Source organism: Alcaligenes sp. SMD-FA (assembly GCF_025960365.1).
In the GTDB taxonomy this organism is placed as follows: Bacteria; Pseudomonadota; Gammaproteobacteria; order Burkholderiales; family Burkholderiaceae_B; genus Alcaligenes; species Alcaligenes aquatilis.
This window is the reverse complement of the sequence record NZ_CP110108.1, coordinates 2069064-2094860: the sequence shown is the minus strand read 5'-3', so window position 1 is coordinate 2094860 and position 25797 is coordinate 2069064. Positions and strand designations below refer to the sequence as shown.

Genomic DNA, 25797 nt, shown 5'->3' with positions numbered 1-25797 from the left:
CACAACTGGGACCTAAGTTCGTGAGTGTAGCGTCGATTAGAAGCTCAAATAGAACAGTTCATAAAATCCCGCCAACTTCTACGAAGTAAACCTTCACTTGCAAGTTGGAGGTTTTTGACTATCCAATGCCACTTTTTAACCTTCGATCGAGTTAAGCTAGGAATCAATAATCGTTTTTTGAAGTGTGGCCCGATGTTCGCTTATAGGTGGAGGAGTGAGGCAATCCAGGTCTGGTGTTGGCTTATTGTGTTGAAAATCTCGTTTTGCAGGCTGAGAAGTAGATCAATTTGAGTCGTTTTTAGGCTGAATGTTCCCTGACCTGAAGGGCCATTAGTTTCCCGTAACTACCACATGCATAGATTAACAGGCCGGTTATGGCTTCATCAAGCTGCTGTTTAGTAGGTGCGAAGAAGTATATTTTTCCTATCTGTCGATTGCCGCGGACTCGCACAAATAATGCAGTGATAGCCATGTAGACCTTGCAGCGGCAATGTTCATTACTTTATTTTTATCTGTACCTTCTAAATTTTAACTAAAATTTCATAAGTGAACGTAACATGCTCTGGAATATATTTTTTTGCGTTGACCTCACGCTGTATCTCATCGATCGTGATAATACACTGCACTCCGAATGAGTTTAATAGAACTACTTTTTGCCCCAGAACTGGCTTAGCAGTGCGACCCGGCGTTATGAAACGCTCGACAGTGAGCGGATCATAATCTGCTCCAGCAATGAGGCCACACGCTTTCAAGCCATCACCTATGTACACGGTGACACTGTTGTTGGAATGCCCACTGAACTTTATTTTGAATTCATATATCCCTTGGCCAACAGTGTAGTGAGGATAGTCTCTATAGCGAAAGGTTTCACGTCCTTTAAGGGCGGGGTTAGCATAAAGACCAGGGTCACGAAGAGCATCGACACGCTCAAGGCGTGCTGCGCGTTTACGAACCAATGATAATGGAACTGCATGCGCCTTGCCAGCTGGCAGTCCTTCAACCCATCGCCAAAGTTCGTCTATCTGAATCGATCCTGGAAATTCGTTATTTTCAGGATTGGCATTAAAATCAAAACCCTTAGGATTATGCACATTTAGCCAGTTAGGTAATATACGATTGGGATTTTCAACAAAGATAACAGACAGCCATTTGGCTGGTTTATCCATGAAAGTTCTACTTAACCATTTTGTCTCAATGCCAACTCCGGATTCAGGAAGGTTATTAGCTCGATCAACATAATTCTCGTCGACAATTAAAAGAACATGAGTGGATTCACTAATTTCTCGCATGAAACCATGCAGACTTGATCCGTAATCCACTGCCTCATCAATTTTTACGACGTAGCCGAGCAGATGAAGTTGACTGGCGAGCAAGCGAACCCACTTTCGATGGGATTTTGATGTCCATGCATAAGAGATAAATAAATCGACACTCACTATTTCAATTCCAATGTTCGTAAAGAGGCTATGGGTCTCTATCAAAAAAACACCTAAAAATATTCGGTGCTTAGTTATATTGATTTTTCTGTTTTTTGATATTTAAATTGCTTGTTAATCTGGCTTTGTATACGTAAACGCATTGAATAATAAAGTGTCGCTCAGGCAAAATATAACTAGAAATTATAAATTTTTTTGTTGGCCTTCTGGTGCCGGCCGCTAATGATTCAGTAACCAGAAAGCCAATTTTTCAACGTTACGGCTGTTTTTTATTTCGGATTAAGAACCTTTCACAGCACTTTCTCGTACCCTGAAAGCTTTCCCCAGACGATTCGATGGTGCAAGCCGAGATACTCCCAACTCGTCAAAGTGTCAAGATAGGTGCTTTCAGATGATGGAAACAGAGTGATGTCGACCAAACCTTTTTCCCCATCCGCAATACCCAACTCCCAGGGTACCCACCGACTCTCTTTGCTGTTCTCAGTCGTTAACAGAACAAAATGTCTTGCTTGACTGATGCGCTGCTTAAGTAATGCAAGCAGTTTCTGCTGAGGTGTAGGGTGGCATTTCAGGGGGCAACTGTATCGATGTAGACCCGTGCGCCGTAATTGTGAAGCACCCCCATCGCTCACCCCCCCAATAGGTCTTGATCTTTGCTGGAATGCGACAGGAATGTGCTTGTGCCTCTGTTTGATGTATCGGATCTTTGAAGCAGCCCGAGGCTATTTTGCGATTTTTTTGCTGTAAAAGCTCGAAGTTCGGCCTTGGTAACGTTCTTTTCCATCGAATCTTTCCTCCTTTAGGGTAATCACTTGGCAGGAGTTATCCGGTTAATGATTTCAAACAGCAGGGAAACGAGCTTGTGCCGCCCTTCTTTGCTAGCCAGTAACTCTGCGTCAGAAAGCACTTCCAATTCTTTATTCGTAGGCCTTACAGCGTCCTGACCGGATGATGAGAGCTTTGATCTTAACAGTAAGTCACTAATTTTCTGTGCAGCACCACCAGATGCCCCTACAGGAAGCAGAAATACTCCTTCTGTTTTGGCAACGTCAAACTCTCTTATAACTCCCAGAGCGATCTCCAACTTATTGCCAGCCAGTTTTGCACCACCGATGAAAATAGCTATACCAGCTTGTCGTGCAAGCTCCAGCCGTAGCGCAGCCCACTCCTCTTCGTTGGGTTGGACTCCCGTCAAGGGCTGAGGAAAGGGTCTGGCGATTAGCCGTCGCTCAAGATCCCACCCGCCGCCTTGTCGCAGTGCTCCCAAGAACCCCGATAAAGAGGCTGAGCCAACAAGTAGGCCTGCGCCAGTCACCAAATGCCGTCCTGTTTCCCCAATTTTCCGGCCAATATCCTCAGCCAGCGCGTGGATGTTGGCTGACTCGAAACCTCCCCATTCAAGAGGCCAGCTACCACTCACCCAGATTCTACGTGCAGCCACTCGTTTTTCAATCTGACGTAGTAGTGCGGGAATTTCGGCATAGTTACTGACCTCCACCGCCAACAAGCCATAACGTTTGAGATCTTTCGCCCACAGTTTGTGCTGTGCGCTGCGCGCCGCGAATTCCCCTTCGGTTGCGAAGTCAGCTTTTTGCGGTGCACGAACGATAGCGAAGTGCTCGGGCGGTGCATCGGTAAAGCTTTCCCGAATTAATGATAGGACATGTCGAACATTGGGATCGGTGAAACTAATACCAATGAACAGCATGGACATGCTAGTTAAGTGCGCTTGAAACAGAGGCAAGTACTGGCCTCGTTTTGAACGAAACAACTCGTAGTCGTCAGTAGAGATGACGATGTCGTCAAGACGGTCGACGGAACCGTGCATTTTGTAGAGTAGCGCTGCGCCAGGAGTGACCCTGAGGGCGAGATCTTTGGGGCCGGATATGGGATTGAGTGGTCGACTAATAGACTCGAATGCGCGCTCGATCAAGCGGTCGTAGTTAGTAGTCCAGATATGTCTGACTGGTAGCCGAGAGATAATCTCAACAGTCTCGGGGATAGGCTTGTCAGGGCCTATCTCGTTCTTGATGACATTACGGACTCGTGTAGCACCGCCGTTTTCCTGGATGCTCCATTGAGCTAGCGCCGCCAGGTCGTGGACGTTCTTTGAGTCAACCTCAAGCTCCACAGCAATGTCACTAAGCAGCTCTGACCAAGAAGGGTAACCCGCTGCCATCGAGACGCCAGCACCAACGAAAATCGCGCCTACGCCATCGTTCAGTGCATCAGGGTACTCTTTGAGGAATCGGTTCAAACCTGCTTTAGTCATGATCAACGCTCATCAAAGGTACGGAGGTTGCTCTGGATCTCATGGCTTATAGTTCTTCCGGACCGCAATAGCATCCTCGATCCATTGCTCAATGTTTTCCTGGATCGACGCGTAGACTGCTTTGCTGTCTGATCCTCCGGGGGTGATCAGCTTGGCATAGTTAGAAAAGCTCACAGTATCGTTCTTCAGAGTGAGCAGATCGAAAGGGTTGGGGCCCGCCATCGAAGATTCTCCATTGGTATCTAGAAGCTTGTTTACTCGAATACCCACGACGCCTTTACCCGCGTTCCAACCCTTGATGATTTCGTTGATCACCCATGGACGGTTTGCCGTCTCGGAGCCCACTAATACGACTACGCAAGACTTCCCTATTAGGCTGTCATCAATCCACTTTTCAATTGCTGCATTACCCTTTTTCTTGACTTCCTCCCACTCGTTCGGGGTGTACAGTTTCTGTCCGTCCAATGCTCCTATGTTTCGAACTTGCTGTGTACGCCAAAAATCATTCTTGAAGTGGAAACTGAAGAAAACATTTCTTGCCATTGCATAGCTCCTGCTTGGGTGTGAGTTACTTTTATCAAACCTAACTGATTGGAAAGAGCGAATTCGAAAGTTGATGATTTTGGGCTCTGGACTCCGTAGCTGCCTTTGGTTGAAAGAAGGTATCATAGCTAATTTTCTTCAGAGATGGATAATCAAACCAAGGGGCCGTCCATACGTGAAATATGAAAAATTCACTTCAAGCCGTTTTCTGACTTGAGTCTTTCGCCGATATTGGTTTTTTTCGATTCAAAGTTAGCCCAAGTTCAAACCTCGGTAACATTCAAAGTCTATTGGAGTCCCTTTTCTAGTCTGGGTTGTAGATATCAGTTTGGATTGGGTTTTAATTAACGATAAATCAATAGGTTGGGAGAAAGATCGTTGAATTATGAACTATTTGAACCTGGCAATAAAAATACTCTTTAGCATAAAATCCCAGAATAATATTGACAGTCTCGGTCCGATCCGCTAACCAATGAATGTTCGCTAAATTAAATGTCTAAGTCTCAGAACGAATTTAAACGATTCCTGGTCAAATCTGCTCAGACTCTGTCCGAGCATGAGAAAAAACTTGCTAACTTGATTTTGGGAGCGTTTGAAGAAGTGTCAGCGGTTGGTACTGCTGGAGGCCGGCGAGGAAGAGTCCTTGCAAAATTAATTGTCGACAAAGGTGAGGCAGCATCTCCGGTACTTGAAGTCGCAGATGATGAAGCAAATGCCAATGACAAGGAGATCGTCCGCCTTACCAAAATGGAGATCGAGCATTTTCGTGGGTTTTCTGATAAGCACACTTTCGAATTCAATAAACCTTATACATTCATTTATGGACCGAATGGGACAGGAAAGTCGAGTCTCTGTGAGGCTCTCGAATTTGGATTGCTTGGCTCGATTCATGAGGCTGAATCTAAGCGAATTTCTACTTCGGACTACATCAGAAACGCTATATCGAAGAGGTCGGCGAAACCTGTTTTATTCGGGGATACGGCGAGCGAGAAAGGGATCGAAGTAAAAGCAGACCCCCACAGTTTCGAGTTCTGCTTCATTGAAAAAAATCGGATCGATGGATTCGCACGGGTAGCGGCGAACACTCCAGCGGCTCAACAGGCGCGATTGGCTGCGCTATTCGGCTTGGAAGAATTCAATGCGTTTGCAACGCAGTTCAACGAAAGCCTCTACTCATATCTTGACTGTGTTGGGGAAAGAGGAAAGGATCTTGCGGACCGGGCCAAGAGCATCGCTGGACACCAGGCGGTCCTCAACGGCCTTCCGTTGAAAGCCCAAGCTGCTGAAATGCGGGGTTCTGTGTTGCTCGAAAAATATTCGGAATGCGAGGACCTCGAGGAAATTAAGGCTACTCTAATTGGTTTCGAAGGCAACGGTGGAAAGCTAAAGACGAACAACATCGAAATTGGTCGTCTACAGAACCTTAAAATGGCCGACGATCCCGGGACGGATGAGGTCTTAGCTGAAGCTGACGGGCTTTTGCGGCTCATTAAAGAGAAGGCGAAATTGGTAGAGTTTCTCCACAAATACAAGGATCAGCTTTCCCTTCGAGACCTTTATAGTGCGATTCTGAGTAACCGCGAAAGGTTCGGGCAGGAGTGTCCGGCGTGCGCCTCCGAACTATATCGAGACGGTCGACTTGCAGTTCCAGTCGATCCATACAACAACGCGGAGCAGCGACTGAAGGAGTTCGATGCTGCGTTAATGGCTGAAAAGCGGATCAAAGAAATCCGTGAAGCTCTTAACGGCGGCTGGCGGGACCTTCTTTCGAAAATTGCTAAGCTTCCGGCGTCCGCCGCTATTGTCGGATTCGCCAGGGCAGCCGAGGTTAGCTCACTTAGTGCTGAAGCTTCCGAGGCCAAGGATGCAGCCAGCATTGAGACTTTCCTCCGATCTGTGCAAATAAAATGCGAACTTCTTCAGGCGCTTAAGGACGTGACCGTTACGTATAACGGAAGCGTCGAACAATCTAAAATCGCGATCAAGAGGCTTGAGGATGACAATCTTTCGATTTCCAAAGACGTCGAGGAAATCGTGGCCATCTCAACCCTGATCGCTGATAACGCGAAGAGCCAGGCGGAGGCAGCCCATGCTATCGAAAAGTTCAAGCTGGATAACCAGGAGCTTATCAAGGCGGCGGAAGCAGAGAAGCCGGGGGTCGCGAGAAACTTTAGCTATAGCATCGCTTATGCCTCGCTTCGTGAGAAGCTCTTGGCCTATAACGCTGGACTGTCCTTATCCTTGGCCGCGGATCTCAACGAGAAGACTCTTAAGTTCTACAATGAGATTAACAAGAACGACCATCCTTCCGATAGGCTCAAGTCCCTGAGATTGCCGACGGCGGCAGGGGACAGAATAGAGATTGCGTTCGAAAATGGGGAAAGTTGCGACGCGCTCCAGGTTCTCAGCGAAGGTCACATTCGATGTCTCGGACTGGCAATCTTGCTGGCGAAGGTCACTACGGAACGAGTCCCTTTCCTAATATTCGATGATGTCGTGAACTCGATCGATGACGAGCACCGAGGCGCAATTATAGACCTCATCTTAAATCCGGAGGAGGTGGGTAAAAGACAACTCATTGTCACGACTCACGGTGAGGATTTCGTAAAGCGTCTTGAGAACGCCGTACCGATGAGGAAATATAAGGAAACGGTGACTCGAATCGACTTTCTGGTCCCGTTCGCCGACAAGAAAATTACGGTCAAGCTTGAGTCGCCTCGCCATTACCTCACGGTGGCTACCCGAAGCTACGAAGAAGGGCGTACGCGCGACGCCCTGAGTTATGTTCGAAAGGCTTTTGAAGAGGAACTCAACCGTCTCTGGAAGAAAATTGCAGCTAGGAAGCTTTCGGCTCCGATAAGTGTCGGGATGAGGGGGCCGGGGCAGCCTGACCTCATGAGCTTGGCGACGGGACTTCATCAGTTTCTCGGTAAACCGGACGTGATTGTGTTTCAGGAAGTCGTTCCGTACCTGAGTGAGATGCTTGGGTATGGTGAGAAACACAAACTCGAGTGGAGTTACCTTAACAAGGGGACTCATGATGAGGACCGGATGGAAGAGTTCGACGCTGGGATCGTTCGACGTATGCTCGAGACTGTCATTAAACTTGACGATGCGATTGAGGCTCCGCAGGTTTAAAAAAATCCGGACCTCAGACGTACCTTGAGTCGGGGCTTATAGTAGACGGCAGATGGTTTGAAGTTTCTGAAACTTGAGCAATCAGTGTCTGTCAGATCAGGCTTGAGTTAGCGTATATAAATTGCATTCTTGACTTTATCGTTACTCATTGATAACTTAACTCCGTGAATCGCCATAAGGCACCCCACAGCGGCGTCTCAACTCTTGAAAGACGCACGTACTGATCCTCTCAGGCAGTACCAGAGTACATTTTTTCTTTGCTACCCGGACAGGGAACCCGCTTTCCCTGTCCAGGCCATTCGGCTTTTGGGTGGGTGCGTGTTCCTCCAGTCCATTTTTCTGGAGTTCACCATCATGACTACCGCTTCCACTCAAACTTCCAACCACTTCAATCTTCACGTTAACGGTGTCGGTTATCTGAACCGTATTCGTTGGGTTGAAACCAAGGGTTCTGGCCGCAAAGCAAAGCCTTTTCTCTCTTGCTCGATTTCTGCCATGCGTGGAAATGCAGATGAGCCTGACTACACCTACTTTGACCTCCGGGTCTCGGGGAGCGAAGCCATCGAAATGGTGGAAAAGCTCATGGGAGATGTCGAGGCTAAACGCAAGGTTTTTGTCTCGTTCCGTGTGGGTGATATCTACGCCCATTCCTACATGCGGAATCTGCGAGATGAAAAAGGTCGTGCAACCGGCGAGCAAGAGCCTGCCGCACTTATCAAAGGACGTCTGTTATTGATTAACAGCGTCACTGTTGATGGCGTTAATATTTTCCGGCGTGCATCGCAAGAAGAGCGCAGCATGGATGACGTTCCTTTTCAGGACGACACTCCTTTGCAGGGCTTCTCGACCGATGACGAGTTCTCTCCGGCTGTGCCAGAGCAGGAACGGTTTGAAAATAAAGCACCACAGGAAAACGCTCAAGATAAAGTGGCTCCGAAGTTCAACAGCACTCCAGTGCCCGTGAACCAAGGTGCCGCTGCATATCAAGCAGGGTATGGAGCAAGTAGTGCGCTTCAATATGCCGCAAGCTATGCCCATCAGAGCGTTGCTTAACCGCTTCACGCTTCATCAAAACCCTCGTTTTTGTCTCCATTCGGGGCTGCGCGAGGGTTTTCTTTTCCTTGATGCTGGAAAAATTAGCGACTAAACTACTTCTGTTTTGCGAGTGTTTTCAGGTGTCACTTGAATAACCTGGTCGCCTTCGGGCACGACACGTCAACCCCTGAAACGTGAACGCTCTGTATAGAGTTGGGGTACATCTCACACGAGTACGTCTGTTGAATTGCACGTTCAAACAGGAACCTCACGTGCTCTAAAGTACTATCTGATCGCAAGTTGGATAGCCACCATTTAAGCCCCCCTGTACCCGTCCGGCGTAAGCTGCACGGGTACTTTCATTTCACACCCCACCGGGAGATCTCTTCCGGTTGGACGTGGTCTCCCTGTCTTTATGAAGGAGATCACGATGATCCGTATAGATGGAGCGCAACTGCGTGTAAAGCGGATTCGACAAAGTCGAAATGGTGCGTTCTGCGTTGCAGACCTCTCAACTGCTTTTGGTGAGTTCAAGGTCAAAGACCCACTCCTGGATCAGTTTGAGGAAGGTGAATACCAGGCAACCGTGTGGATTAGTGAAATCTATCTGGCGCAATACATCGCGTTTGGTAAAGGTGTGACGGAAATTCGTGCGCGTTTGCACGATTTGCAAGTTGAGAGCCAGGCCGAATTATCGACTGCCCAGGAGCAACCTGAACCGGACCCGATTGACGAGCAACGACCTGTACGGGTTGCAGCATCTAAAAAGTCAGTCCCCCCGCCATCTACCGCAAAAGACTTTAGCCACTTTAATAAAGGTGGGAAGTCCCAGTCAGGGTCTTTGGGTTCTGGACCACAAGAGTCTACGCAGGGAGAGCACGATGGGTTGCTTGACGCAGAAATGCTCCGAACCATTGCCAACCGAGACCCCATCAAACTTGATGCGACTGTAGAACGTGCGCTGCTACGACGGCAAGCAGCTGAACTTGGCCAACGACATGGCTACCGTTTCGATGCGAAACAACAACTCTGGTTTGCCCAGTAAACCTTCATTTTTAAACCGCCCAAAGGTGGCGGTTTGACTCATGCTCTTGATGCTATCGAGACCATGAGTCAGACCGCACTGTGCATTGGTGCATCGTTGAATCTGGGAGGCGGCGTCCTTATGCGCCCGCAGCTTTTGCGCTAAGCCGGAGCTGGTGATAGCAAAATCAGCCACGTACCTTGCGCGCCGTTTCATTCGTCACCTGGACCTCCATGTCGGTGACGCGCACCTTTGATCGAGAGGAGGTGGCGAGGAGGTAGCATTTTTAAACGTCATTAAAGCCCGTATGGAGCCCAGAAGGGTTCCCTGGTGAGCCGTAGATGCGGACTACTAGGGAAACCTTTTGATCTAAACCAAAAAAGGTTTCGAGGTACGTTCAATCCTGCAAACGTGCCAAAGCGGTTATGGCCGCTTGGATATTATTTTTACCAATACTTTTGTAACCCGTGCGGGTCTAGGCCCACATGGGGCTGGCCTGCATATTTTTATGTGAGACCGTAAGTATGAATCCTATGCCGCAACCAGTCTCGAGGATGTCCGACATAGAGCTTCCTAGCCCTGTTCAAGTCGCCACCACTGAGGCCGCCGTTCCGCGATCGCCCAGGCCTGATGTTTATCATCATGTATATCGAAACCTAAGGTTAGAAATCCTCGATTTAAAAATTGTTAATACCCGTCTGATGATCGATCTGATGGTCGAACAATGTAGATTTTCTTTGGCTCAGAAAAGTCGGAAGTTCTCTGCTCTCCAATTAGCCGTACTGAGCTTTGCTCTTGGCGCACTGACGATGAAAGCGAGACTTCTCTGGCTTTGAACCGTTAGTATTTTTTACCTTACCCCATGGGGGACACCGTGTCCCTTGGGGCCTGGTCGTCCCCTTTTTTGGAAGACGATCATGGCTCAACTGATTTTTTTTCCTATCACGACGGCTCAGCGTAAGAGTCTGCATTCCATCTTTAATGACTGGCTTTCCCAGGCGAATGAAGAGGGCTTTGAACAGTTTTTGGCGGTTCGGCATGAGTTGGCACCCGCGCAGGTGTGCTCGTTCGTACGCTTGGTTCAAGGTTGCTCTGTTCGACAAGATTTGGCCCAGCGCTTGCCAGGTGATCTTAAGCAGCGTCTGCAAGCACTTCATTGGCTGCGATTTGGGGCTACAGAAGTAGCCGCTTGATTCTTTAACGAACCCTTGGGGGCTTTGACCCTCTGAGGGTGATAGCCCCCCTGATTTTTTAAGGGGTACTATATGTCAATGAGCTCATCTGACTTGTTCCTGCTGCGGCAGGGCCTAGTTGATGCCGGTATGAAGCAAGAGGTTGCCGAAAAGGTGGCCATCGCAATGGAGGGTGCTATGGCACTCACACTTGATCAGGTGCTGGAGAAGTGGACAGCCAAGGTTGAACACGACATTGCCGCGCTTCGCACTGAGCTGAAGCACGACATTGAGGTGACCAGAAAAGACATCGAGGTGACTAAGCGGGATATGACCATCCGTCTTGGCTTGATGTTGGCTGGGTTTGCCGGTTTGATCTTAAGCGGCATGAAGCTGTTCATGCACTAGCGTTAGCACGCGGTCATTTCCGCACACCTCGGTGTGTCCTTATGAGGAGTGCGCTCCTCCAAATTAGCGAATGTACGCCAGGTCTTTCATAGGCCTGGTGACATTCGCTTTTCTTTTCAATTCTGAAAGCACAACAGAACGGCGAATGCTGCTCTGACTTCACCTTTCATCTTTATCTACCCATGCGGGCATAGGCCCGCATGGGTTTGGCCTGCGTATTCTCTATAAGGCCAACTATGACTGAGCAGACTCAACCTTTGGGCAGAGAATCTTTCGACCTTTCACAACTTGCCGGCGTGTTGCCGCGCTTTCCTCTTGGCGTGATTGTGGCGACGCAAGGCGTTACCCGGCTGGATCAAGCAGGCACACTCAACGCTTGCGAATACTTGGCCCGTCATGCTGTTGGTGATTGGGGGGATCTGTGCCACGAAGATTGGCGATTTAACCAACGGTCCCTAGCGTGTGGAGGGCGACTGATGTCGTCGTATCGCGTCAATGACCAGATCAAGATCTGGATCATTACAGAATGGGATCGATCCAGCACCACGCTGACATTGCCGTCGGAGTACTGATCCTCTAATTCATGCAAACCCATCCTGGTGGGTTTGCATTTTTCTCTTTCAACTTTCCCGGCGGGACGATCCGTCTGGGTCTCTCGTCGTCTTTTTTCGGAGATCCAATGATCGTTGTCCGCTATTTCACCTTACCGCTGTACACCACTGATAGAAACCGTACCGATGATCGACTGATTTGGACCGGGCCGGAACCTATTCCAGCCATTGGCGACACTGTGATGGTCAGGTTCAACAGCATTGGCCAATGCAAAGTCGTGTGCTTTGCCTCACAAGGTCCGTACCTTGGGCTGCTTGTATACCCCCTTCAACCACCCAGTTGGTGGGTTTCTCAAAATGGTGAGCCATCGCCCGAAACTGCAGGTCTGGTGTTCGGTCGTGAAATCTCACTCGTTGATGCTCAGGAGGCGTGACATGGCTCTTTTGTTCACTCGCTTGGCACGTAACTTCGTCAAAGCTGGATACTACCCGACCGATGATGAGACTTTGCAGCGGATTCAACACTTCCTCATGCCAGCATCAAGACCTATGCGCTTGCTTGACCCATGTTGCGGGGAAGGGGCAGCACTGGCTGACATTCGTCTTGGCCTGCAGGAGCGTGCTGGTGAAGATTCAGTAAGCATTGAGGCTCTGGGTGTTGAGTTTGATAAGGAACGGGCCTGGCACGCGAAAACCCTTTTAGATAGGGTTATTCACGCGGACCTTCATGACGTCGTGGTTAAGGCTCGCAGTATTGGCCTACTGTTTCTGAATCCTCCTTACGGGTTTGGGATCAGTGATGCGGCGAACCTGGCCAACGCTGATTCTGACAAAGCCGAGCGTCTGGAGCGCACGTTCTTAAAGAAAACGGCATCATTCCTGGTTGAGGGTGGGGTGCTTATCTACATCATTCCGTATTACGCCTTAGATGTTGAGATTCGGACATTTTTGGCCCGTAATTTCGACAATTTACGGTTCTTTATGGCCCCCGAGCAGCAATTCAAACAATGTGTGATCTTCGGGACCAAAATCCGAAGCACACATCCACGTAAAAGCGTTCTTGATTGGCTTGCGCAGGCTCAGGCCGGAGAGTTCGTAGATCAAGTATTGCCAGAGGTCTGGGATGATGAGCCCTACCAGGTGCCAGCAGCTGATGCGGAGCTTGACTTTCATGCGGTGCGAATCGATGCCGCTCAATTGAAAGACGAGCTCAATACATGGAAGGCGAGTCTGTTGTGGCAAGGCTTTGATGTTCATTTCTCTCAGGTGCGGACCGGTCACAGAAGGCCGCTTCGTACGATGACTCAATGGCACCTGGCGCTTGCGCTGGCAGCCGGACAGGTGACTGGCTGCATTGAATCCAAAGACGGGCGAATTTTTCTGATTAAAGGGGATACCTTTAAGAAGAAAGAACGCATCCAGAACCTGGAGGTGGATGAGAAGGGGAATGTTTCAGAGACCATCACGATGCTGGATAAGTTTGTGCCTACGATCAATGCAATTGAATTTACTGCCGATCATCGGCTTGGTCAGATAGTAAAGATCAGCTGATGCTTTATTCCTCGGTGCCAATAGTTGGCGCTATTCACCCTTCATTAGAAGGGTTCCTCAAGGAGCCTGGTCCAGGCCATTTGGGGAAACCTTCTCATCAAGCCTAAAAGGGGGTTCAAGCAGGTGCGTTCAACCCTGAAAACGCATCAAGGTGGTCTTTTACTGCCTGGGTAGTTTTTCTTATCTGCTGCAGTCATGCATGGCATGTCAGCAGCCCGTCTTATCCCTTGGGGACATCCGTCCTCAAGGGGCCGGCTGTCTCCACTTTTTGGAGATACCCATGTCTTCTTTTGATATGTCGATTTTACCCATTGCGCCGCCTGTATACGCTCAGGCTGCGCCTGAACCCGCGCAACTGCATGTTGCTGATGCGCATGGGCACTACGTGTTGGCGACTCCAGGGCAGATATTGGAGGCCGCACGTGAGGCGATTGTGTCTTTAGTGCCTTCGGGAACTCCCATGTCAACGCCGAGCATTGCGGAACGCTATGCCGTCGCTCGTTTGGCTGGCCTAGAACACGAGGTTTTTGCTGTCTTCTTTTTAGACAACCAGCTTCGCCTGATCCAGTATCGGGAATTGTTCCGAGGCACCCTGAATCAAACGGCTGTCTATCCTCGTGAGGTCGTTAAAGAGGTGCTCAGGAGCAATGCTGGCGCAGTCATTTTGGCTCACAACCATCCAAGCGGAAAGTTAGAGCCTAGCCAGGTAGACCGCCAAGTCACTGAGCGGCTGAAAAAAGCATTGGAGCTGATCGATGTAAGGGTTCTGGACCATTTGATCGTCGGGCCTTCAGCCGATACCACTAGCTATTCGTTCGCTGAGCACGGCGACCTGTAACTTGAGTCATTTCTTGTTTGTTTAGCCCGCATTTGGGCGTTTTTAACCTGTACCCATGGGGTCGCTGCGGCCCTTATGGGGCGTTGCGACTCATTTTCTGGAGTTTGTCATGAGTCGTCATTACTTTGAAACCACCTATAAAGATCATCCCGTTACCGTGCTGTTAGGTTGGGATAGGGCTTTGGGGCATTATTTTTTGGTCATCGAAAAGCAGGTGGATTTTGTGGATCCGGATGTGACCGGGTTCGATGATCAGTATCTGTATAGCAATCTTTATGAGTCCAACCCATTTGGTTTGAGCCTGGAGCATTTTAAAGCGGTGTTGCACCGGCTCAAAATCACTGTGCCAGCAAATATGTTCACTGAGGTCCAACGCGACTCCTGGAACAACGTGGGGAATCGAGACATCACCCATCAAGCTGACGGCTCATTTGCCGTGCGCTCGGCTTGACCATCTCTCTAAACGACGCGGCCTGGCCTCTTCCTCCTTTTTGCGAGGAAGGGGCCAGTCGCATAACTATGGAGCTCGGTGATGTACCAAGTAGAGGAGTTTCCCGAAGTCTGGGCAGATGCCTGCATCCGAGAGTCGGACGGCCGCTTTTTATTCATTTCACTGTATGGGCGTGATGGATCGCTGATGCAATTCATGGCTGCGATGCAGTTGGGTGGAAAGGAGGGCGGTGTACAACGCTTTCACTTGCTCGGCGATGATGGCCAGCGCCACTTGGCGGAGGTCGGCGGTGTGGATCGCTTAGGCAAACACACCGGCAGGCTGCCTAAACAAAACCTGTTTGGTCCTCTGGGGCAACTGTGGGTATTTGACAAGAATCTACAGGAGCCAGACCGTGCCAATCGAATCGGTTGGGCTCTTCACTACTCGGCAGAGAGCGACCTGGCCAGCCTTAACGAGGCTCAGGAGCATGATCTCGATGATCGTGCCTGGCAACTGATTAAAAGCTTGTCGCCGGTGGCTCTTCTAGAGCATTGGCGTGCAGAGGTTTTGGCGTGGTGCCGTGATAAGCAAGCTGTGCAGATAATGGGCAGCGATCTGTATCCCACGCTTGGCCCTGTCAAGGCAGTTCGGGTGAGCCTAAGTGAGCATTTTCTTGATTTCATCTCTGATGGGGTCAGGAAAGGGTGCCTACGTTTGCAGTTGTAATTTTCTAAGCTGATTGGCTGATTTCCGGATCCAGCCTTTTCTACATTTTCTTCTAACCCATGCGGGGAGCAGCCCCGCTGGCTCCCCGTATTTCTTTTCTGGAGAGCCAGTATGGGCGCTATACATCCCCAGCTAGATACCCCAGAGCAAGATGCCGATGATCTGCATATGCCTCTGGCCAATTTTATTGATCAGTTTGGTGAGGGCTTGTTGGAGCAAGTCCGTCGCCAGAACCCGCCTATTTACGATCCGGACCTGGACACTCAAACTCCCGTTTGGTGTGCGCGGCAACACGTTCTGGAAAATCTGACCCGTAAGCCATTTGAAGCCCAGGCCCATGCTGTACACGCCGTTGTGAAGCTGTTGTTGGATCACAATGAACCGGCAGCGGTACTCAATGCGGATATGGGCACGGGCAAAACCATGATGGCCATATGTGTTGCGGCTTTGATGCAGAGTACGCATCCACGTACCCTGATCGTTTCGCCGCCTCATCTAGTCTACAAGTGGCGACGTGAGATCCTGGCCACCGTCCCTGGTGCTAAGGTTTGGATTCTGAATGGGCCAGATACGCTACGCAAACTGTTGGCGCTACGAAATGCCCTGGGTCTGAAAACCAGCAAGCCAGAGTTCTTTGTGCTTGGGCGTGTGCGTATGCGCATGGGGTTTCACTGGAAACCGGCATTTTTGACTCGCCAGGTATTGCAAGATGGTGAACGGTTTAGGTTTGCTTGCTGCCCTGATTGCATGGAACCCATCGAACGTGAGAATGCGGATGGTGAAATGATGCCGCTCTCCGCTGAGGCGGCCGCACTCATGCTTGCTGACAGACGCTGCAAATGCAGCCACTGCGATAGCACGCTTTGGACGTTGATTCGTGCAGGTAAGCGTATCGACTCCATGCACGATCTGGTGTTGGGTGCCTTAAAGCAAATGCCGACGATCGGAGATAAAACCGCTCGCAAATTGCTCTCGACCTTTGGAGAGGATCTGCTTGGGGGAATGCTCGACGATAACGTCTATGAGTTTCTCAACCTCATGGATGAGTCTGGCGAGCTTGTTTTCTCCGATCGGCAGGCCATGCGTATGGAGCGATCCCTCGCGTCCTTTGAGTTCAGTATAGGGGAGGGGGGCTATCAAGCCACTGAGTTCATCAAACGCTACTTGCCTCGTGGGTATTTCGGTCTTTTGGTTGTAGATGAAGGCCATGAATACAAAAATGAGGGCTCAGCCCAAGGCCAGGCCATGGGCGTGCTGGCCAGCCAATGTCAAAAAACACTGCTGCTCACTGGGACACTGATGGGGGGCTATGCCGATGACTTGTTTCATCTTTTGTGGAGAATAAATCCGACACAGATGATTCAAGATGGTTTCAAACCTGCTCGTAATGGGTCAATGGGAGGCGCAGCTATGGCGTTCATGCGTGAGCATGGCGTGCTCAAAGACGTGTACAAGGAAAGCACTGGCCCATCGCATCGCACTGCTAAAGGTAAGCAGATGACGGTACGGACCAGTAAAGCTCCTGGCTTCGGTCCGGTTGGCATTATGCGGTATGTAGTGCCGATCACCGTTTTCTTGAAGTTGCGCGACATTGGCCAGAACGTCTTGCCTGACTATGACGAGCACTTCATTAATGTACCAATGAGCCAGGCGCAGGATGAAGCCTATCAGCGCATGGCAAAGCACCTGGTGTACGAGCTCAAGAAGGCGTTGGCCCAAAAGGACAATAGCTTGCTTGGGGTCGTGATGAACACGCTACTGGCTTGGCCAGAGTGCTGCTTTCGCCCAGAAACCGTCCGGCACCCTCGAAGTAAGGCAGTCTTGTTTTCACAAGTGCCTGTTTTTCAGGAGTCAGAGCTTACCCCCAAAGAGCAACAGCTCTTGGATCTGTGCAAACAGGAGAAGGCCCAAGGAAGAAAGGTGCTGGTGTACTCGATTTACTCGGGTACACGTGACACCACCGCTCGGCTCAAAAGCCACCTTGAGATGAATGGCTTCAAGGTGGCTGTGTTACGCGCTTCGGTCGATGCGGCTCGACGCGAAGACTGGGTTGCTGACCAGGTGGAGCGGGGTATTGACGTCCTTGTCACCAATCCTGAGCTGGTCAAGACTGGCCTGGATCTGCTGGAGTTTCCTACGATTGTGTTTATGCAGTCTGGTTTTAACGTCTATACGTTAATGCAGGCGGCCAGGCGGTCATGGCGGATTGGCCAGAAGCATCCAGTCAAGGTCGTGTTCTTGGGCTACTCAGGTTCCAGCCAGGTGGAGTGTTTAAGGCTGATGGCCAAGAAGATCGCTGTTACGCAGTCAACATCAGGTGATATGCCTGATTGTGGCTTGGATGTTTTGAATGATGCTGGTGACAGCATTGAAGTCCAGTTGGCCAAGCAGTTGTTGGCCAACGCTTAACCTTGCCATAGCTCCTACTTTGCCCCTCGCATGAGGGGCATTTTTCTGCCAGTTTGTGACGTATTGATTCGCGGTGGTGACGAGAAGCGAACAGTCATAGCTGTTATCAAGGGTTGAACTTAAAGCGGGTTGATCTTAAGATAATCGTTCTGCTTTTTTATTTCTATATGAAATCTAAAACTTAATTATGATTGCATAAAGAGGTCAAATTGATATGATCGGTGAAAAGCTAGGGAAGATTTTGGTTAGAGGCATTGCCCCTGAGGTTCTAGCCCAGTTGGACGCGATGGCCAAAAGCAATGAGCGGTCCTTGGAGGCCGAGGCTCGATATGCCTTGAGGTCGTGGGTCCAGCCTGCGTTCGTCGAAAAAGAGCAAAGTGTGCGCCGCGAGCAGCTATCTATTCGGTTGACCACCGCGCTTGCGGAGGTGAACGGAATCGTTCGTGGAAGTGGAATTCGTCCATCCCATCTGGCTAAAGCAATTGGTGAGGCCTATGCTGAGCCAGCAGAAAATTGGTTCTTGGGGCGCGAAGAGCCCAGTTTTGGTCAATTAGAAAAAATCGCAGAAATATTGGGCGTAAATAGCAGTTGGCTGTTGCATGGGGACGGAGATCCATTCCCAGTTGAATCACATCGCTTAAGTGAAGATCCAGCCGAAGCTGCTCGTTGGTTACTCGATTTTTCCGAGCTTCCGCAGCAGCCAAGCGTGCGATTTAGTCGGTACAAAGAGGACTCGAAAAGGATAATTTTTGTACGATCTGCTGCCGCAACGGGGGGATTGATTATCGTTAAGCAGAGAGCGACTCATCGTTGCATCACCTATAACACGCCAACAAATGTTAGCGACTCAATTGGTGCGGGAGGTGAGGCGCAACTTAGGGCGCTCTTTGTCACTCTGGAACTGCTTTATAAGGTTTTTGGCCGAGGAGACGTGAGCATCCAGAGCTGGGTTATTCCAGATCATGATTTCTTAGCCATCATTGGTGGTGAAATTCATCCTTTATCTGTTGAAAAGCAGGGGGAATATCAATGCCCCTGGTGGGAAGATATTTGGGATGAGGCCGAAGTGTCACGTAAGGGTTATTGGGATGGGTGGCAGAGTATCGCCGCCAGAATTCAAAATTCAATTACAAGAAACACGCGCTTGAATGAGTTCAGGTCTCAGGTTAGGGACGGGACCCATCCAAGTATCGCTGATCTGCGTAAATTGATTGAAAGATAAACAGAACCAACTCAGCGAGTAGTTCCTTGTGCCAGCATCTGATATAGGTGCTGGCTTGTTCTTAGGTGTAAGAGTTTTGATTTGAGCCAACAGAGTGTGTCAAGCCAAGTTTCGTGTGGGCACCCACAAAAGAGAGTGAACCCGAGTCCTATGCTCAGCTTATAGCGAGTTGCTTCCAGCGAGCCTGCTGCGCCGCCCTTACTGGCGTCAACTGAGCCCATAATGTCGATGGATGAGGCGGTCAGGCCAATGCTGAGTGCTAAAACTAGTGGTAGGTGGCTGATTCGGTCGATCTTTTCCACAACTACGAGTTGACCAGGTTGCAGGTTGACAATCAGGCGCAGTAGCTCGGCGCAATCGGCCCGTGCGCCGCTGGCTTTCTCGCGGAAAATGCCGGCGTTGTAAAACCCGGCCGCGTTCGGGCTCACTACGATAGCATTTGCAAAGCATTTAACTGTTTGATTTATATGGTAGTTATTTCTTTTTCTGGGCTAATGGTACACAAACTGGGGCATCTTCTGCGTTGGTTGGAATTCGGCCAGATCGCCGGGTAGTCTCACTGCTGTTCCGGGCTAGTCTGGTATGAGAAGTCATTTTCCATCGAAGGATTTCAAACCGTTCCCGCTAAGATTTGGCACGGGGGGTAATTACGGAAGTAGGCGAGCACACTACAAGCTTCCGTGCTCCTCTGGTTAATGCGACGTAAAGATGCTTGGCATCCATCTCGCTAGGATCCAGTACGACCGCAACGTCAGCCTCCAGCCCTTTCAGTAAAAGCGTGCTGCCAACCGCAACTCTTCCTGTACGTCGACTCAGGTGGCGGTTGATTTCTCGAGCCTGAACTGTCGCCTCATAGAAGGAGCAATTGCCCCTGCTTGCTATGCGCAGCGAAGACTTGAGTACATGGAGAACTTCATGTCGGTATACGCGTACTTCAGGGTTTGCTTCCAATTTTTCCAGAAGCGTCACAGCAGCGCTATAGGAAGGTGCCCCACCGTAAACCAAGCAAGCCGTCTCGATAGCATTGGCCTCTTTCTTCGCTGTACCACCGCGCAAAGACATGAGACGCCGTTGAAGTTCGGCCCCACCAAGATTCGTCATCATTTCAGCGGCGAACTCCACCAAGTGTCTCGTCGAATCGGTAAGGGCTGGGTCGAATGTGCGCGCGAAGTCCGTAAGATCTCTAAGATCCAGCGCTTCCACTGTTGATGCCCCGTGTACTACGCTGGCGATCTTGCGCTGGCTCTTCGGATTCTTGCTGTCGCCGATTACTAGTACCGTCCCATCCTTGTTGGGCGCTTTGGTGCGGGCGGCCTCCATTCGTTTCAGGTGCATCATGGCCGGGGTGCCCACCAATAATACATGCTGAACCTCCGCTGGAGCGCTGCCAAGATCAAGTGACTGCCCTTCGAACAAAGGCTGTCGGATATCTAGAAGCCATCGTCCTAGCGCCTCTGCCTCGACCTTTTTCCAGCGCCAGGGTGTGCCCATGACGCCTAGCTGAGGGAATGCCGCTCGAACATGAGTATCCCAATCGACAGTCGGCTCACGGAAGCCAAAGATAGCCTGCAGCGGGTCTCCAAGCACGCACGTCGGCAACGTATGCGCAATTGCGTTAACGATGTTGTGCTGAGGTAGCGAGCAGTCTTGGTACTCGTCAACGATTAGTCGGCTATAGGTTGCGGCTAGCACATCTAAGATATCGCCCGACTCAAGGAGCTGCCAAGCGGCCACCCGAATAGCGGGATAGTCAACTTTGGGATTCTCGTGGCGCAGAATTTGCGGATTGCACCTGCTGCGAACTGGGAATTTTGATATAAGCTGGCCAGCCCAGCCGTCGATAGTGAAAACGCGATAATTGCTTCTAGTCACACCCGCGCGCTCCAATCGGGCTTCCAGTGCACCCCGTCCTGCATTAGTGTGTGTGAGAACCAGAACCGGCTTCAGGCCACCGTAAACCTTCAATGTATCAGCGATAAGTTGCGTCTTGCCGCAGCCAGCAGGTGCCATGACAGAAGCCCTTGTTGGACCGAACAGATCCAGTTCAAGCTTGGCCATAAGACCACCGCAGGAGTCGTCTAATAGACTCAGTGAAGTCCGTGTCCGTCGTGTTCCAATGCGCACAAAGGATTTCATGGGAGACGGCCTCCATCTTGCTGATGGATTTGAACCATCCGGCTTTTCGGATGCGGGAGGAACGACCTAAAAGTTCTCTCGTCTCACCAGAGTAATCGCCAGTGTCTCCCTCCTGAAGGACTAAAGCCAAGTTTGATTTACCTTGTGAGGTGGTCACTATATGGCTGTTTACCAAACCCTCTTCTGTAAGCTCCTGAGCTCGGGTGAGAAGAGCGAGAATAGCAACCGCAGGTAGGCTCGCGAATAACTCATCTTCGAGGGCGCGACCGTTACGCCATGCTAAGTGGAATCCGCCCGCGTCGACGAATTTTTTCACGATATCGGCACTTGGTGTCTTGTCATTGTCTTGCAGCACAGCCACACGATATCCCAAACGCTGGAAAACGTTGGCACGGATAAAAGCACGGTCAGCGTCACCGCCAGCAGCATCCACATATGCCACTCCATGGGCCTGGAGTGATGGGTTTCCGCTCGCTGTCATGAACCGGTCTATCCCACGAATAAGTCCGATTTCACTTGCGCCCTCGCACACCAGTACGGTTTTGGCGAGAAAAGCCTCTGGAAAAATGCGAATCGCAGCTTGTATTTCGTTCGTTGTGCCTACCCAGCGGGCGTCATGCTTATCAGGCGCGGAGCGCACGATACGCAGTTGATCTCCATTGAGCTCGCGAAGAACAACCGGCGAGTGTGTCGTCATAAACACCTGTAAAGGCTCTGTTTTGTCCTTCGCACCTAGCGAGTCGAGTAGCCGGTTTATGCGATGCGGCTCTAGTCCATGCTCCACTTCGTCGATCAGTACGATGTTTGCGGTCTCGGCTACGACACGATGCAAGCCTGCAATCAGCAAACGCGTTGAGCCTGTTCCCAGGTTTCTCAGTGGCACCCCGGCCTCAGAGTGCAACGAGATAGCACCATCCCCGAATGAAACAGCATGGGCGTCGAGAAGGGCGGTCACAGAAGAGCCCACCGGAATTCCGAGGTTATGAGCCTCCTCTGTCACCTTCGTCAGGGTAGCTGCGAGTTGAGGTGCGGCCTTGGCACCAAATCCAACACGAGCCTCTCGGGCTGCATCGACGAGTGCCAATCCGATTTCGGTGCGATTTTCACTCAAACGGTTTAAGACCGAGCCACGAGTCCACGATAGATGGGAGTTTGGATGGTGGCCCAAGCGTACCGGGGCTATGGCGGTCCGATCCTTCCACTGCAGCATTTTAGGAGGATCGAACAGCGCCGTACGGTCCGAATAAAGACTCCAGACAGGCTCAAGATCTGCAGTTACTGTCAGCCGAACGGTGAGAACTGTTTCTAAATTCTGTCTCGGTTCGTCCTCGACCTCGCCTAGAAGGTCATGATATCCGCGAAGGCAATCGCCGTAATACTCAAGGTTTTTGAGGCGGTCAGACAGATCTCCGAGAGTCAGAGAGATGACGATAGGCTGAGAAACATCCAAACCATAAAAATCAGTGTCTGAAAGGGTAAGTCCTCGGCGTGCTCCAAGGCATAGGTCTATCGCATCCAGGATTGTCGATTTGCCACTGTCGCCCGGTCCAATGAGACAGTTCACTCCGTTTTCCGGACTCCAATTCAAAGACTTGATAGACCGAAAATGGTTTATCTCAATCAGCCGAATTCGGGCCATTGCCCCTCCTTGCTATAGTTTTGTTAGGCTGCTTTTTGATGATGGCGCAGTCATTTCCTCATGGGCTGTGCGTTTATTAACGTAGCTTGCCGTTACGCGAATCATCTGAAATCATTGTTATGGGCAAAGGAAGGTCACAGCGTTTTCCTGTCGTGGCAGACCTTTCAATGCATAGTTAGAGTGGTGTTATCGGCTTGAAAATCCCCGTTTTCGTCATCTGCCGCCGCAGCTCGAATTGAGCAAGCGACTCCCCGACGTCAACCATGGCAAGCAGCTTAAAGTTGATGCGTTCCCAATCGCTGCGCTCCACGCTGACCGAATACAGATAGTCGTCGCGAACTTGCCCAGTAGCAGGATCGTTGCGCTGCGAGAATCCTGATAGCGTCACGCGACGGGCGCAGGGCAGTGCAGAAAAAGTTTCACCGATAATGCGGAACGCCACCCCATGAACATGCGCCATATAGCGTTTGCGTACTTGAACGGTTGGGAGTTCCTTGATAGAGAGTCTTAGGCCTCGGGCGGGTACGGCCGCGGTCTTGGATGGCATATCTTCGATTTCGGGCAGGTCAACATCCAATCGAACATGTTGTCCTCGTTCTGAGATATCCAATGAAACCAGCGTCTCCCGTGGCCAGGCGATGTCTTGCAGGTTTTCTTCCAGCCAACGCTCCATGGCGCCAATGTCATGATGAATTTCATGTTCAATGAAATGTCGTAGGCGCTCTTGCTCTTGTTCATACAGGGCCTTACCTTGCTCCCATGCTTTGAGTTGACGCTGATGTTCCGCCAGGGCTTGCTGGTGGGCTGCCTCCCGTTTTGCCATCCTCTTTGTGAACAGCTTTTCCCACCAACGTGGGGTTGGTTGCGTTGGTAAGGTCGGTGCTGACGGTGCGTACAGCTCCGGTATGAAGCGAGGAGACGCGTGTGGGGATGGGGTATCCAGATGAATGTTGGCCAGCGCGTCCAGTTCATCGTTGATCTCATCGCATTTGCGCTGAATGAGTCCCTGGATGGCTTCACGATTCTGCTTCTTTGCCTGCTCAATCATGGATTCGTCAAGCGGGTTGCCATCTGCATCATGAAAGGTCAGCACGCCATCGTCGGTTACGCCGCAAGTGAGGGAAATGTTGCGGGGTGCTGATGCCGGCTGTCGGGTAGCTGTTTGCCGTTGACGAGGTGCAGGCTTATACAGATTCTGGCTGGATGAGAACCCCATGAAGCTGGTGTTGAGACGTGCGCCACGCTTACCAATGCCGACCGTCGCACCGCGAGGACCCAGCGTCAAGCTCATACCCGATTTGCTTAGATTCATGCGTATGCCCGGCGCCAATTTGATGGATCGCCGAAAGCGCAAAGCCATGATCTTCTCCCCCTTCACCTGTGGGTAACGACTACTTAACTGTACATCACAAACGGTTACCATGAGTGTTGGCTTAGCGCCTTTTAAGCGCGTCAACGAGATGACGACATCCAGTCGCTTTTGAGGCTGCTGTCAGGCGCCGTTCGATATCGCCTTTGGCACCCTGTGAGATTTGAGCGGCCCTTGGTGAGTGCGTAATGCAGCTATTGGCGGTTACGCAATTTACGACACTGGTTTTTTGGATCGTGGACTATGGCTTATTTCAGTGTTTGTTAGCGGGTTTATGTAGAACCTTATTATGAAGAATCCCGTAAGGCGTCCTGACGCCTTACGGGATTAAGTGCTGCAGCGGTTAGCGTTTCTTGTTCGACTGCGATACTACGGAACCAGCCAAGGTTCGTGTGAGGCCAGCAGAGCGGGGATTCTCCAAAGCTTTACTGGCCTTGGCTTCGGTGCCCGCACCCGTTTGAGCACGAGTACCAGCTTGGCGTAACGCAGATCCGGCCAATGATTTTTGGAGAGCGCTGGATGATGAGCTTCCCAGTGCTTTTCCAGCGGTCGAAGCGACGCTGGGGGACGTTTGCTTTTTGTTGACAGCCATCGGTGATCCTAATGCCCCAGCAGTTAAGGAATGTGACGCCCCTGGAGCTGAGCGCACAAGGGAATGCTACTATATATAGCGCTTTATTTGATTTAGAGGCACTATATGTAGTGTTTTTGCATCGATTTTCAAGGAAAAGAAATCTGTTTAGATGGCACTGGGGGGGGGGAAATTGGTTGGGGATGATCCATCGCGCAAGAATGTCCCACCATTTGCGCACCAGGATAGGCCTCAGCGAGTTTGCGGGTTACGGCGACATAGTGCGCACCGAGGTAAGCATATCGTCGAAGACGAAGAGCACGCCCGGCGGTTCATGCTGGCACCCACTGGCTGGATCGAAACTCAGCGAGGCATAGGGATCATCAGGAGAGGGGCGCTGCGGGCCTTCATGGCTGGCAGCGTGGATACTGCTAAAGCTCAAGCAGTCCCGGATATCCAAAGCAACGCCTGCGTGATGCTGAAGTATGGCCAACATCCGAGCATCGTACATGGGGTTGTCACGCGGCTCGGAGCGAGGACCAATACCATCCAACAAAGATCGATTGCACTTGATAGCTTGTTCCCGTGCATTCGCCAGTGTGCGGACAGGGTAGGCGCCCAGGGAGTGTTTTGCTGGCTTGCCTGCAAGGTCGGTATAACGGTAGCACCATGTCTTGTTGCCTGAGGGCATGACCCGCAGATAAAGGCCACCGCCGTCGTTGATGGAGTATTCCATTGCGCGTGGTTTTGCTGTGGCAACCTGTCGGTCAGTCAAGATATGTGAAGCCATTTTTTCGTCCTCGCAGTCGCTTGTACCTAAAAACGTACCGTGGTACGGATTTGGGGCCACTCATGCATGCGCTCAAATGAGCCGATTCGAGGTGAGATGAACATAACCTTATGATTTTTAAGGTTAACTATAAAACAGGCTTGTGTCTTCGTGGTCCCTCTAGACAACGAAAATTGTGCTCTTACCGCCAGGATCCTGCCGGTTTAGGTCTTGGCCTTTCGTGCTCACGCGCATGTAGATGCATGCCACCTTGAGGGTAGCGCTCGGTGCCAGATGGGGTTCACTCGCACTCATTATTTGTATTTTGCCTAGTAAGCAGAGCAACAACCGCAAAGCCAAACGCTAGCAATGCGGTCGCTGCATGCCATAGAAATTGCTGGAAGTCCGTGCGAGCCATAAAAAGATGGATGGCCGATACTGCGTTGGCAACGCCACCGCCAAAACAGAGCAATGCCATAAACACCGTAATACTTCTCTGCATATTCACGCCGTCACTTTTTTTAATGGTCATTTTGGGTATACCCATTTTGTCCA

21 protein-coding genes are annotated in these 25797 nt (G+C 50.6%); 13 read left to right on the top strand and 8 right to left on the bottom strand.

Features of this window, described 5'->3' with window-relative positions; translation table 11 throughout:
* Positions 1-521: 521 nt before the first annotated feature.
* The 3 genes from OKX01_RS09695 to OKX01_RS09685 all read right to left on the bottom strand — a co-directional run bounded on the left by OKX01_RS09695 (position 522) and on the right by OKX01_RS09685 (position 4251).
* On the bottom strand, positions 522-1436 hold the full coding sequence (locus OKX01_RS09695) for a toll/interleukin-1 receptor domain-containing protein (protein ID WP_264671688.1): 915 nt from the start codon (positions 1434-1436) through the stop codon (positions 522-524).
* An 808-nt stretch (positions 1437-2244) separates the two neighbouring features.
* Positions 2245-3708 (bottom strand): SIR2 family protein, encoded by a 1464-nt coding sequence (locus tag OKX01_RS09690; protein WP_264671687.1) that lies wholly within the window; start codon positions 3706-3708, stop codon positions 2245-2247.
* Positions 3709-3747: 39 nt separating this feature from the next.
* A complete protein-coding gene (locus tag OKX01_RS09685; protein WP_264671686.1) occupies positions 3748-4251 on the bottom strand; it encodes a TIR domain-containing protein in 504 nt (167 codons plus the stop codon).
* A gap of 492 nt (positions 4252-4743) precedes the next feature.
* Here OKX01_RS09685 and OKX01_RS09680 point away from each other — a divergent pair, with 492 nt between their 5' ends.
* The 13 genes from OKX01_RS09680 to OKX01_RS09620 all read left to right on the top strand — a co-directional run bounded on the left by OKX01_RS09680 (position 4744) and on the right by OKX01_RS09620 (position 18758).
* A complete protein-coding gene (locus tag OKX01_RS09680; RefSeq protein ID WP_264671685.1) occupies positions 4744-7389 on the top strand; it encodes an AAA family ATPase in 2646 nt (881 codons plus the stop codon).
* A 354-nt stretch (positions 7390-7743) separates the two neighbouring features.
* Complete coding sequence (locus OKX01_RS09675) at positions 7744-8442, top strand: DUF3577 domain-containing protein (RefSeq protein ID WP_230018081.1); 699 nt, start codon at positions 7744-7746, stop codon at positions 8440-8442.
* Between the two features lie 412 nt (positions 8443-8854).
* Entirely contained in the window at positions 8855-9469 is a 615-nt protein-coding gene (locus OKX01_RS09670) for a DUF3275 family protein (RefSeq protein ID WP_264671684.1), read from the top strand.
* Between the two features lie 896 nt (positions 9470-10365).
* A complete protein-coding gene (locus OKX01_RS09665) occupies positions 10366-10641 on the top strand; it encodes a hypothetical protein (RefSeq protein ID WP_123049390.1) in 276 nt (91 codons plus the stop codon).
* Between the two features lie 72 nt (positions 10642-10713).
* On the top strand, positions 10714-11028 hold the full coding sequence (locus OKX01_RS09660) for a hypothetical protein (RefSeq protein ID WP_264671683.1): 315 nt from the start codon (positions 10714-10716) through the stop codon (positions 11026-11028).
* Between the two features lie 236 nt (positions 11029-11264).
* Positions 11265-11600, top strand: coding sequence for a hypothetical protein (locus OKX01_RS09655; RefSeq protein ID WP_264671682.1), 336 nt, complete (start codon positions 11265-11267; stop codon positions 11598-11600).
* Between the two features lie 11 nt (positions 11601-11611).
* Positions 11612-12013 carry a hypothetical protein gene (locus OKX01_RS09650; protein ID WP_264671681.1) on the top strand — a complete coding sequence of 134 codons (402 nt, stop codon included), beginning with the start codon at positions 11612-11614 and terminating at the stop codon, positions 12011-12013.
* A gap of 1 nt (position 12014) precedes the next feature.
* The gene (locus OKX01_RS09645; RefSeq protein WP_264671680.1) at positions 12015-13130 is read left to right on the top strand and encodes a DUF6094 domain-containing protein; all 1116 of its coding nucleotides are present in this window, start codon (positions 12015-12017) and stop codon (positions 13128-13130) included.
* Between the two features lie 295 nt (positions 13131-13425).
* Positions 13426-13968: a RadC family protein gene (gene radC / locus OKX01_RS09640; RefSeq protein WP_413544474.1), complete on the top strand. Its 543-nt coding sequence runs from the start codon at positions 13426-13428 to the stop codon at positions 13966-13968.
* Between the two features lie 109 nt (positions 13969-14077).
* On the top strand, positions 14078-14419 hold the full coding sequence (locus OKX01_RS09635) for a hypothetical protein (RefSeq protein ID WP_264671678.1): 342 nt from the start codon (positions 14078-14080) through the stop codon (positions 14417-14419).
* Positions 14420-14500: 81 nt separating this feature from the next.
* Positions 14501-15127 carry a hypothetical protein gene (locus OKX01_RS09630; RefSeq protein WP_123049385.1) on the top strand — a complete coding sequence of 209 codons (627 nt, stop codon included), beginning with the start codon at positions 14501-14503 and terminating at the stop codon, positions 15125-15127.
* 111 nt (positions 15128-15238) lie between these two features.
* Positions 15239-17536 (top strand): DEAD/DEAH box helicase, encoded by a 2298-nt coding sequence (locus OKX01_RS09625; protein WP_264671677.1) that lies wholly within the window; start codon positions 15239-15241, stop codon positions 17534-17536.
* A 214-nt stretch (positions 17537-17750) separates the two neighbouring features.
* Positions 17751-18758, top strand: coding sequence for a FitA-like ribbon-helix-helix domain-containing protein (locus tag OKX01_RS09620; protein WP_264671676.1), 1008 nt, complete (start codon positions 17751-17753; stop codon positions 18756-18758).
* A 624-nt stretch (positions 18759-19382) separates the two neighbouring features.
* Here OKX01_RS09620 and OKX01_RS09610 read toward each other — a convergent pair.
* The 5 genes from OKX01_RS09610 to OKX01_RS09590 form a co-directional block, all read right to left on the bottom strand.
* Complete coding sequence (locus OKX01_RS09610) at positions 19383-20816, bottom strand: ATP-dependent helicase (RefSeq protein WP_264671675.1); 1434 nt, start codon at positions 20814-20816, stop codon at positions 19383-19385.
* Positions 20803-22533 (bottom strand): ATP-dependent nuclease, encoded by a 1731-nt coding sequence (locus OKX01_RS09605; RefSeq protein ID WP_264671674.1) that lies wholly within the window; start codon positions 22531-22533, stop codon positions 20803-20805. Before OKX01_RS09605 ends, OKX01_RS09610 begins: the two co-directional genes overlap by 14 nt.
* A gap of 175 nt (positions 22534-22708) precedes the next feature.
* Positions 22709-23893: a DUF4236 domain-containing protein gene (locus OKX01_RS09600; RefSeq protein ID WP_264671673.1), complete on the bottom strand. Its 1185-nt coding sequence runs from the start codon at positions 23891-23893 to the stop codon at positions 22709-22711.
* A gap of 848 nt (positions 23894-24741) precedes the next feature.
* The gene (locus OKX01_RS09595) at positions 24742-25263 is read right to left on the bottom strand and encodes an Arm DNA-binding domain-containing protein (RefSeq protein WP_264671672.1); all 522 of its coding nucleotides are present in this window, start codon (positions 25261-25263) and stop codon (positions 24742-24744) included.
* A gap of 280 nt (positions 25264-25543) precedes the next feature.
* A complete protein-coding gene (locus tag OKX01_RS09590) occupies positions 25544-25774 on the bottom strand; it encodes a hypothetical protein (protein ID WP_264671671.1) in 231 nt (76 codons plus the stop codon).
* Positions 25775-25797 lie beyond the last annotated feature (23 nt).

What these genes read in the sequence shown, in the direction of transcription:
- OKX01_RS09680 (WP_264671685.1), top strand. Translation starts at nt 4,744, where the DNA reads ATGTCTAAGTCTCAGAACGAATTTAAACGATTCCTGGTCAAATCTGCT.
- OKX01_RS09675 (WP_230018081.1), top strand. Translation starts at nt 7,744, where the DNA reads ATGACTACCGCTTCCACTCAAACTTCCAACCACTTCAATCTTCACGTT.
- OKX01_RS09630 (WP_123049385.1), top strand. Translation starts at nt 14,501, where the DNA reads ATGTACCAAGTAGAGGAGTTTCCCGAAGTCTGGGCAGATGCCTGCATC.
- OKX01_RS09625 (WP_264671677.1), top strand. Translation starts at nt 15,239, where the DNA reads ATGGGCGCTATACATCCCCAGCTAGATACCCCAGAGCAAGATGCCGAT.
- OKX01_RS09650 (WP_264671681.1), top strand. Translation starts at nt 11,612, where the DNA reads ATGCAAACCCATCCTGGTGGGTTTGCATTTTTCTCTTTCAACTTTCCC.
- OKX01_RS09690 (WP_264671687.1), bottom strand. Translation starts at nt 3,708, where the DNA reads ATGACTAAAGCAGGTTTGAACCGATTCCTCAAAGAGTACCCTGATGCA.
- OKX01_RS09590 (WP_264671671.1), bottom strand. Translation starts at nt 25,774, where the DNA reads ATGACCATTAAAAAAAGTGACGGCGTGAATATGCAGAGAAGTATTACG.
- OKX01_RS09610 (WP_264671675.1), bottom strand. Translation starts at nt 20,816, where the DNA reads ATGGCCAAGCTTGAACTGGATCTGTTCGGTCCAACAAGGGCTTCTGTC.
- OKX01_RS09685 (WP_264671686.1), bottom strand. Translation starts at nt 4,251, where the DNA reads ATGGCAAGAAATGTTTTCTTCAGTTTCCACTTCAAGAATGATTTTTGG.
- OKX01_RS09655 (WP_264671682.1), top strand. Translation starts at nt 11,265, where the DNA reads ATGACTGAGCAGACTCAACCTTTGGGCAGAGAATCTTTCGACCTTTCA.
- radC (WP_413544474.1), top strand. Translation starts at nt 13,426, where the DNA reads ATGTCGATTTTACCCATTGCGCCGCCTGTATACGCTCAGGCTGCGCCT.
- OKX01_RS09645 (WP_264671680.1), top strand. Translation starts at nt 12,015, where the DNA reads ATGGCTCTTTTGTTCACTCGCTTGGCACGTAACTTCGTCAAAGCTGGA.
- OKX01_RS09665 (WP_123049390.1), top strand. Translation starts at nt 10,366, where the DNA reads ATGGCTCAACTGATTTTTTTTCCTATCACGACGGCTCAGCGTAAGAGT.
- OKX01_RS09600 (WP_264671673.1), bottom strand. Translation starts at nt 23,893, where the DNA reads ATGGCTTTGCGCTTTCGGCGATCCATCAAATTGGCGCCGGGCATACGC.
- OKX01_RS09660 (WP_264671683.1), top strand. Translation starts at nt 10,714, where the DNA reads ATGTCAATGAGCTCATCTGACTTGTTCCTGCTGCGGCAGGGCCTAGTT.
- OKX01_RS09670 (WP_264671684.1), top strand. Translation starts at nt 8,855, where the DNA reads ATGATCCGTATAGATGGAGCGCAACTGCGTGTAAAGCGGATTCGACAA.
- OKX01_RS09595 (WP_264671672.1), bottom strand. Translation starts at nt 25,263, where the DNA reads ATGGCTTCACATATCTTGACTGACCGACAGGTTGCCACAGCAAAACCA.
- OKX01_RS09605 (WP_264671674.1), bottom strand. Translation starts at nt 22,533, where the DNA reads ATGGCCCGAATTCGGCTGATTGAGATAAACCATTTTCGGTCTATCAAG.
- OKX01_RS09635 (WP_264671678.1), top strand. Translation starts at nt 14,078, where the DNA reads ATGAGTCGTCATTACTTTGAAACCACCTATAAAGATCATCCCGTTACC.
- OKX01_RS09620 (WP_264671676.1), top strand. Translation starts at nt 17,751, where the DNA reads ATGATCGGTGAAAAGCTAGGGAAGATTTTGGTTAGAGGCATTGCCCCT.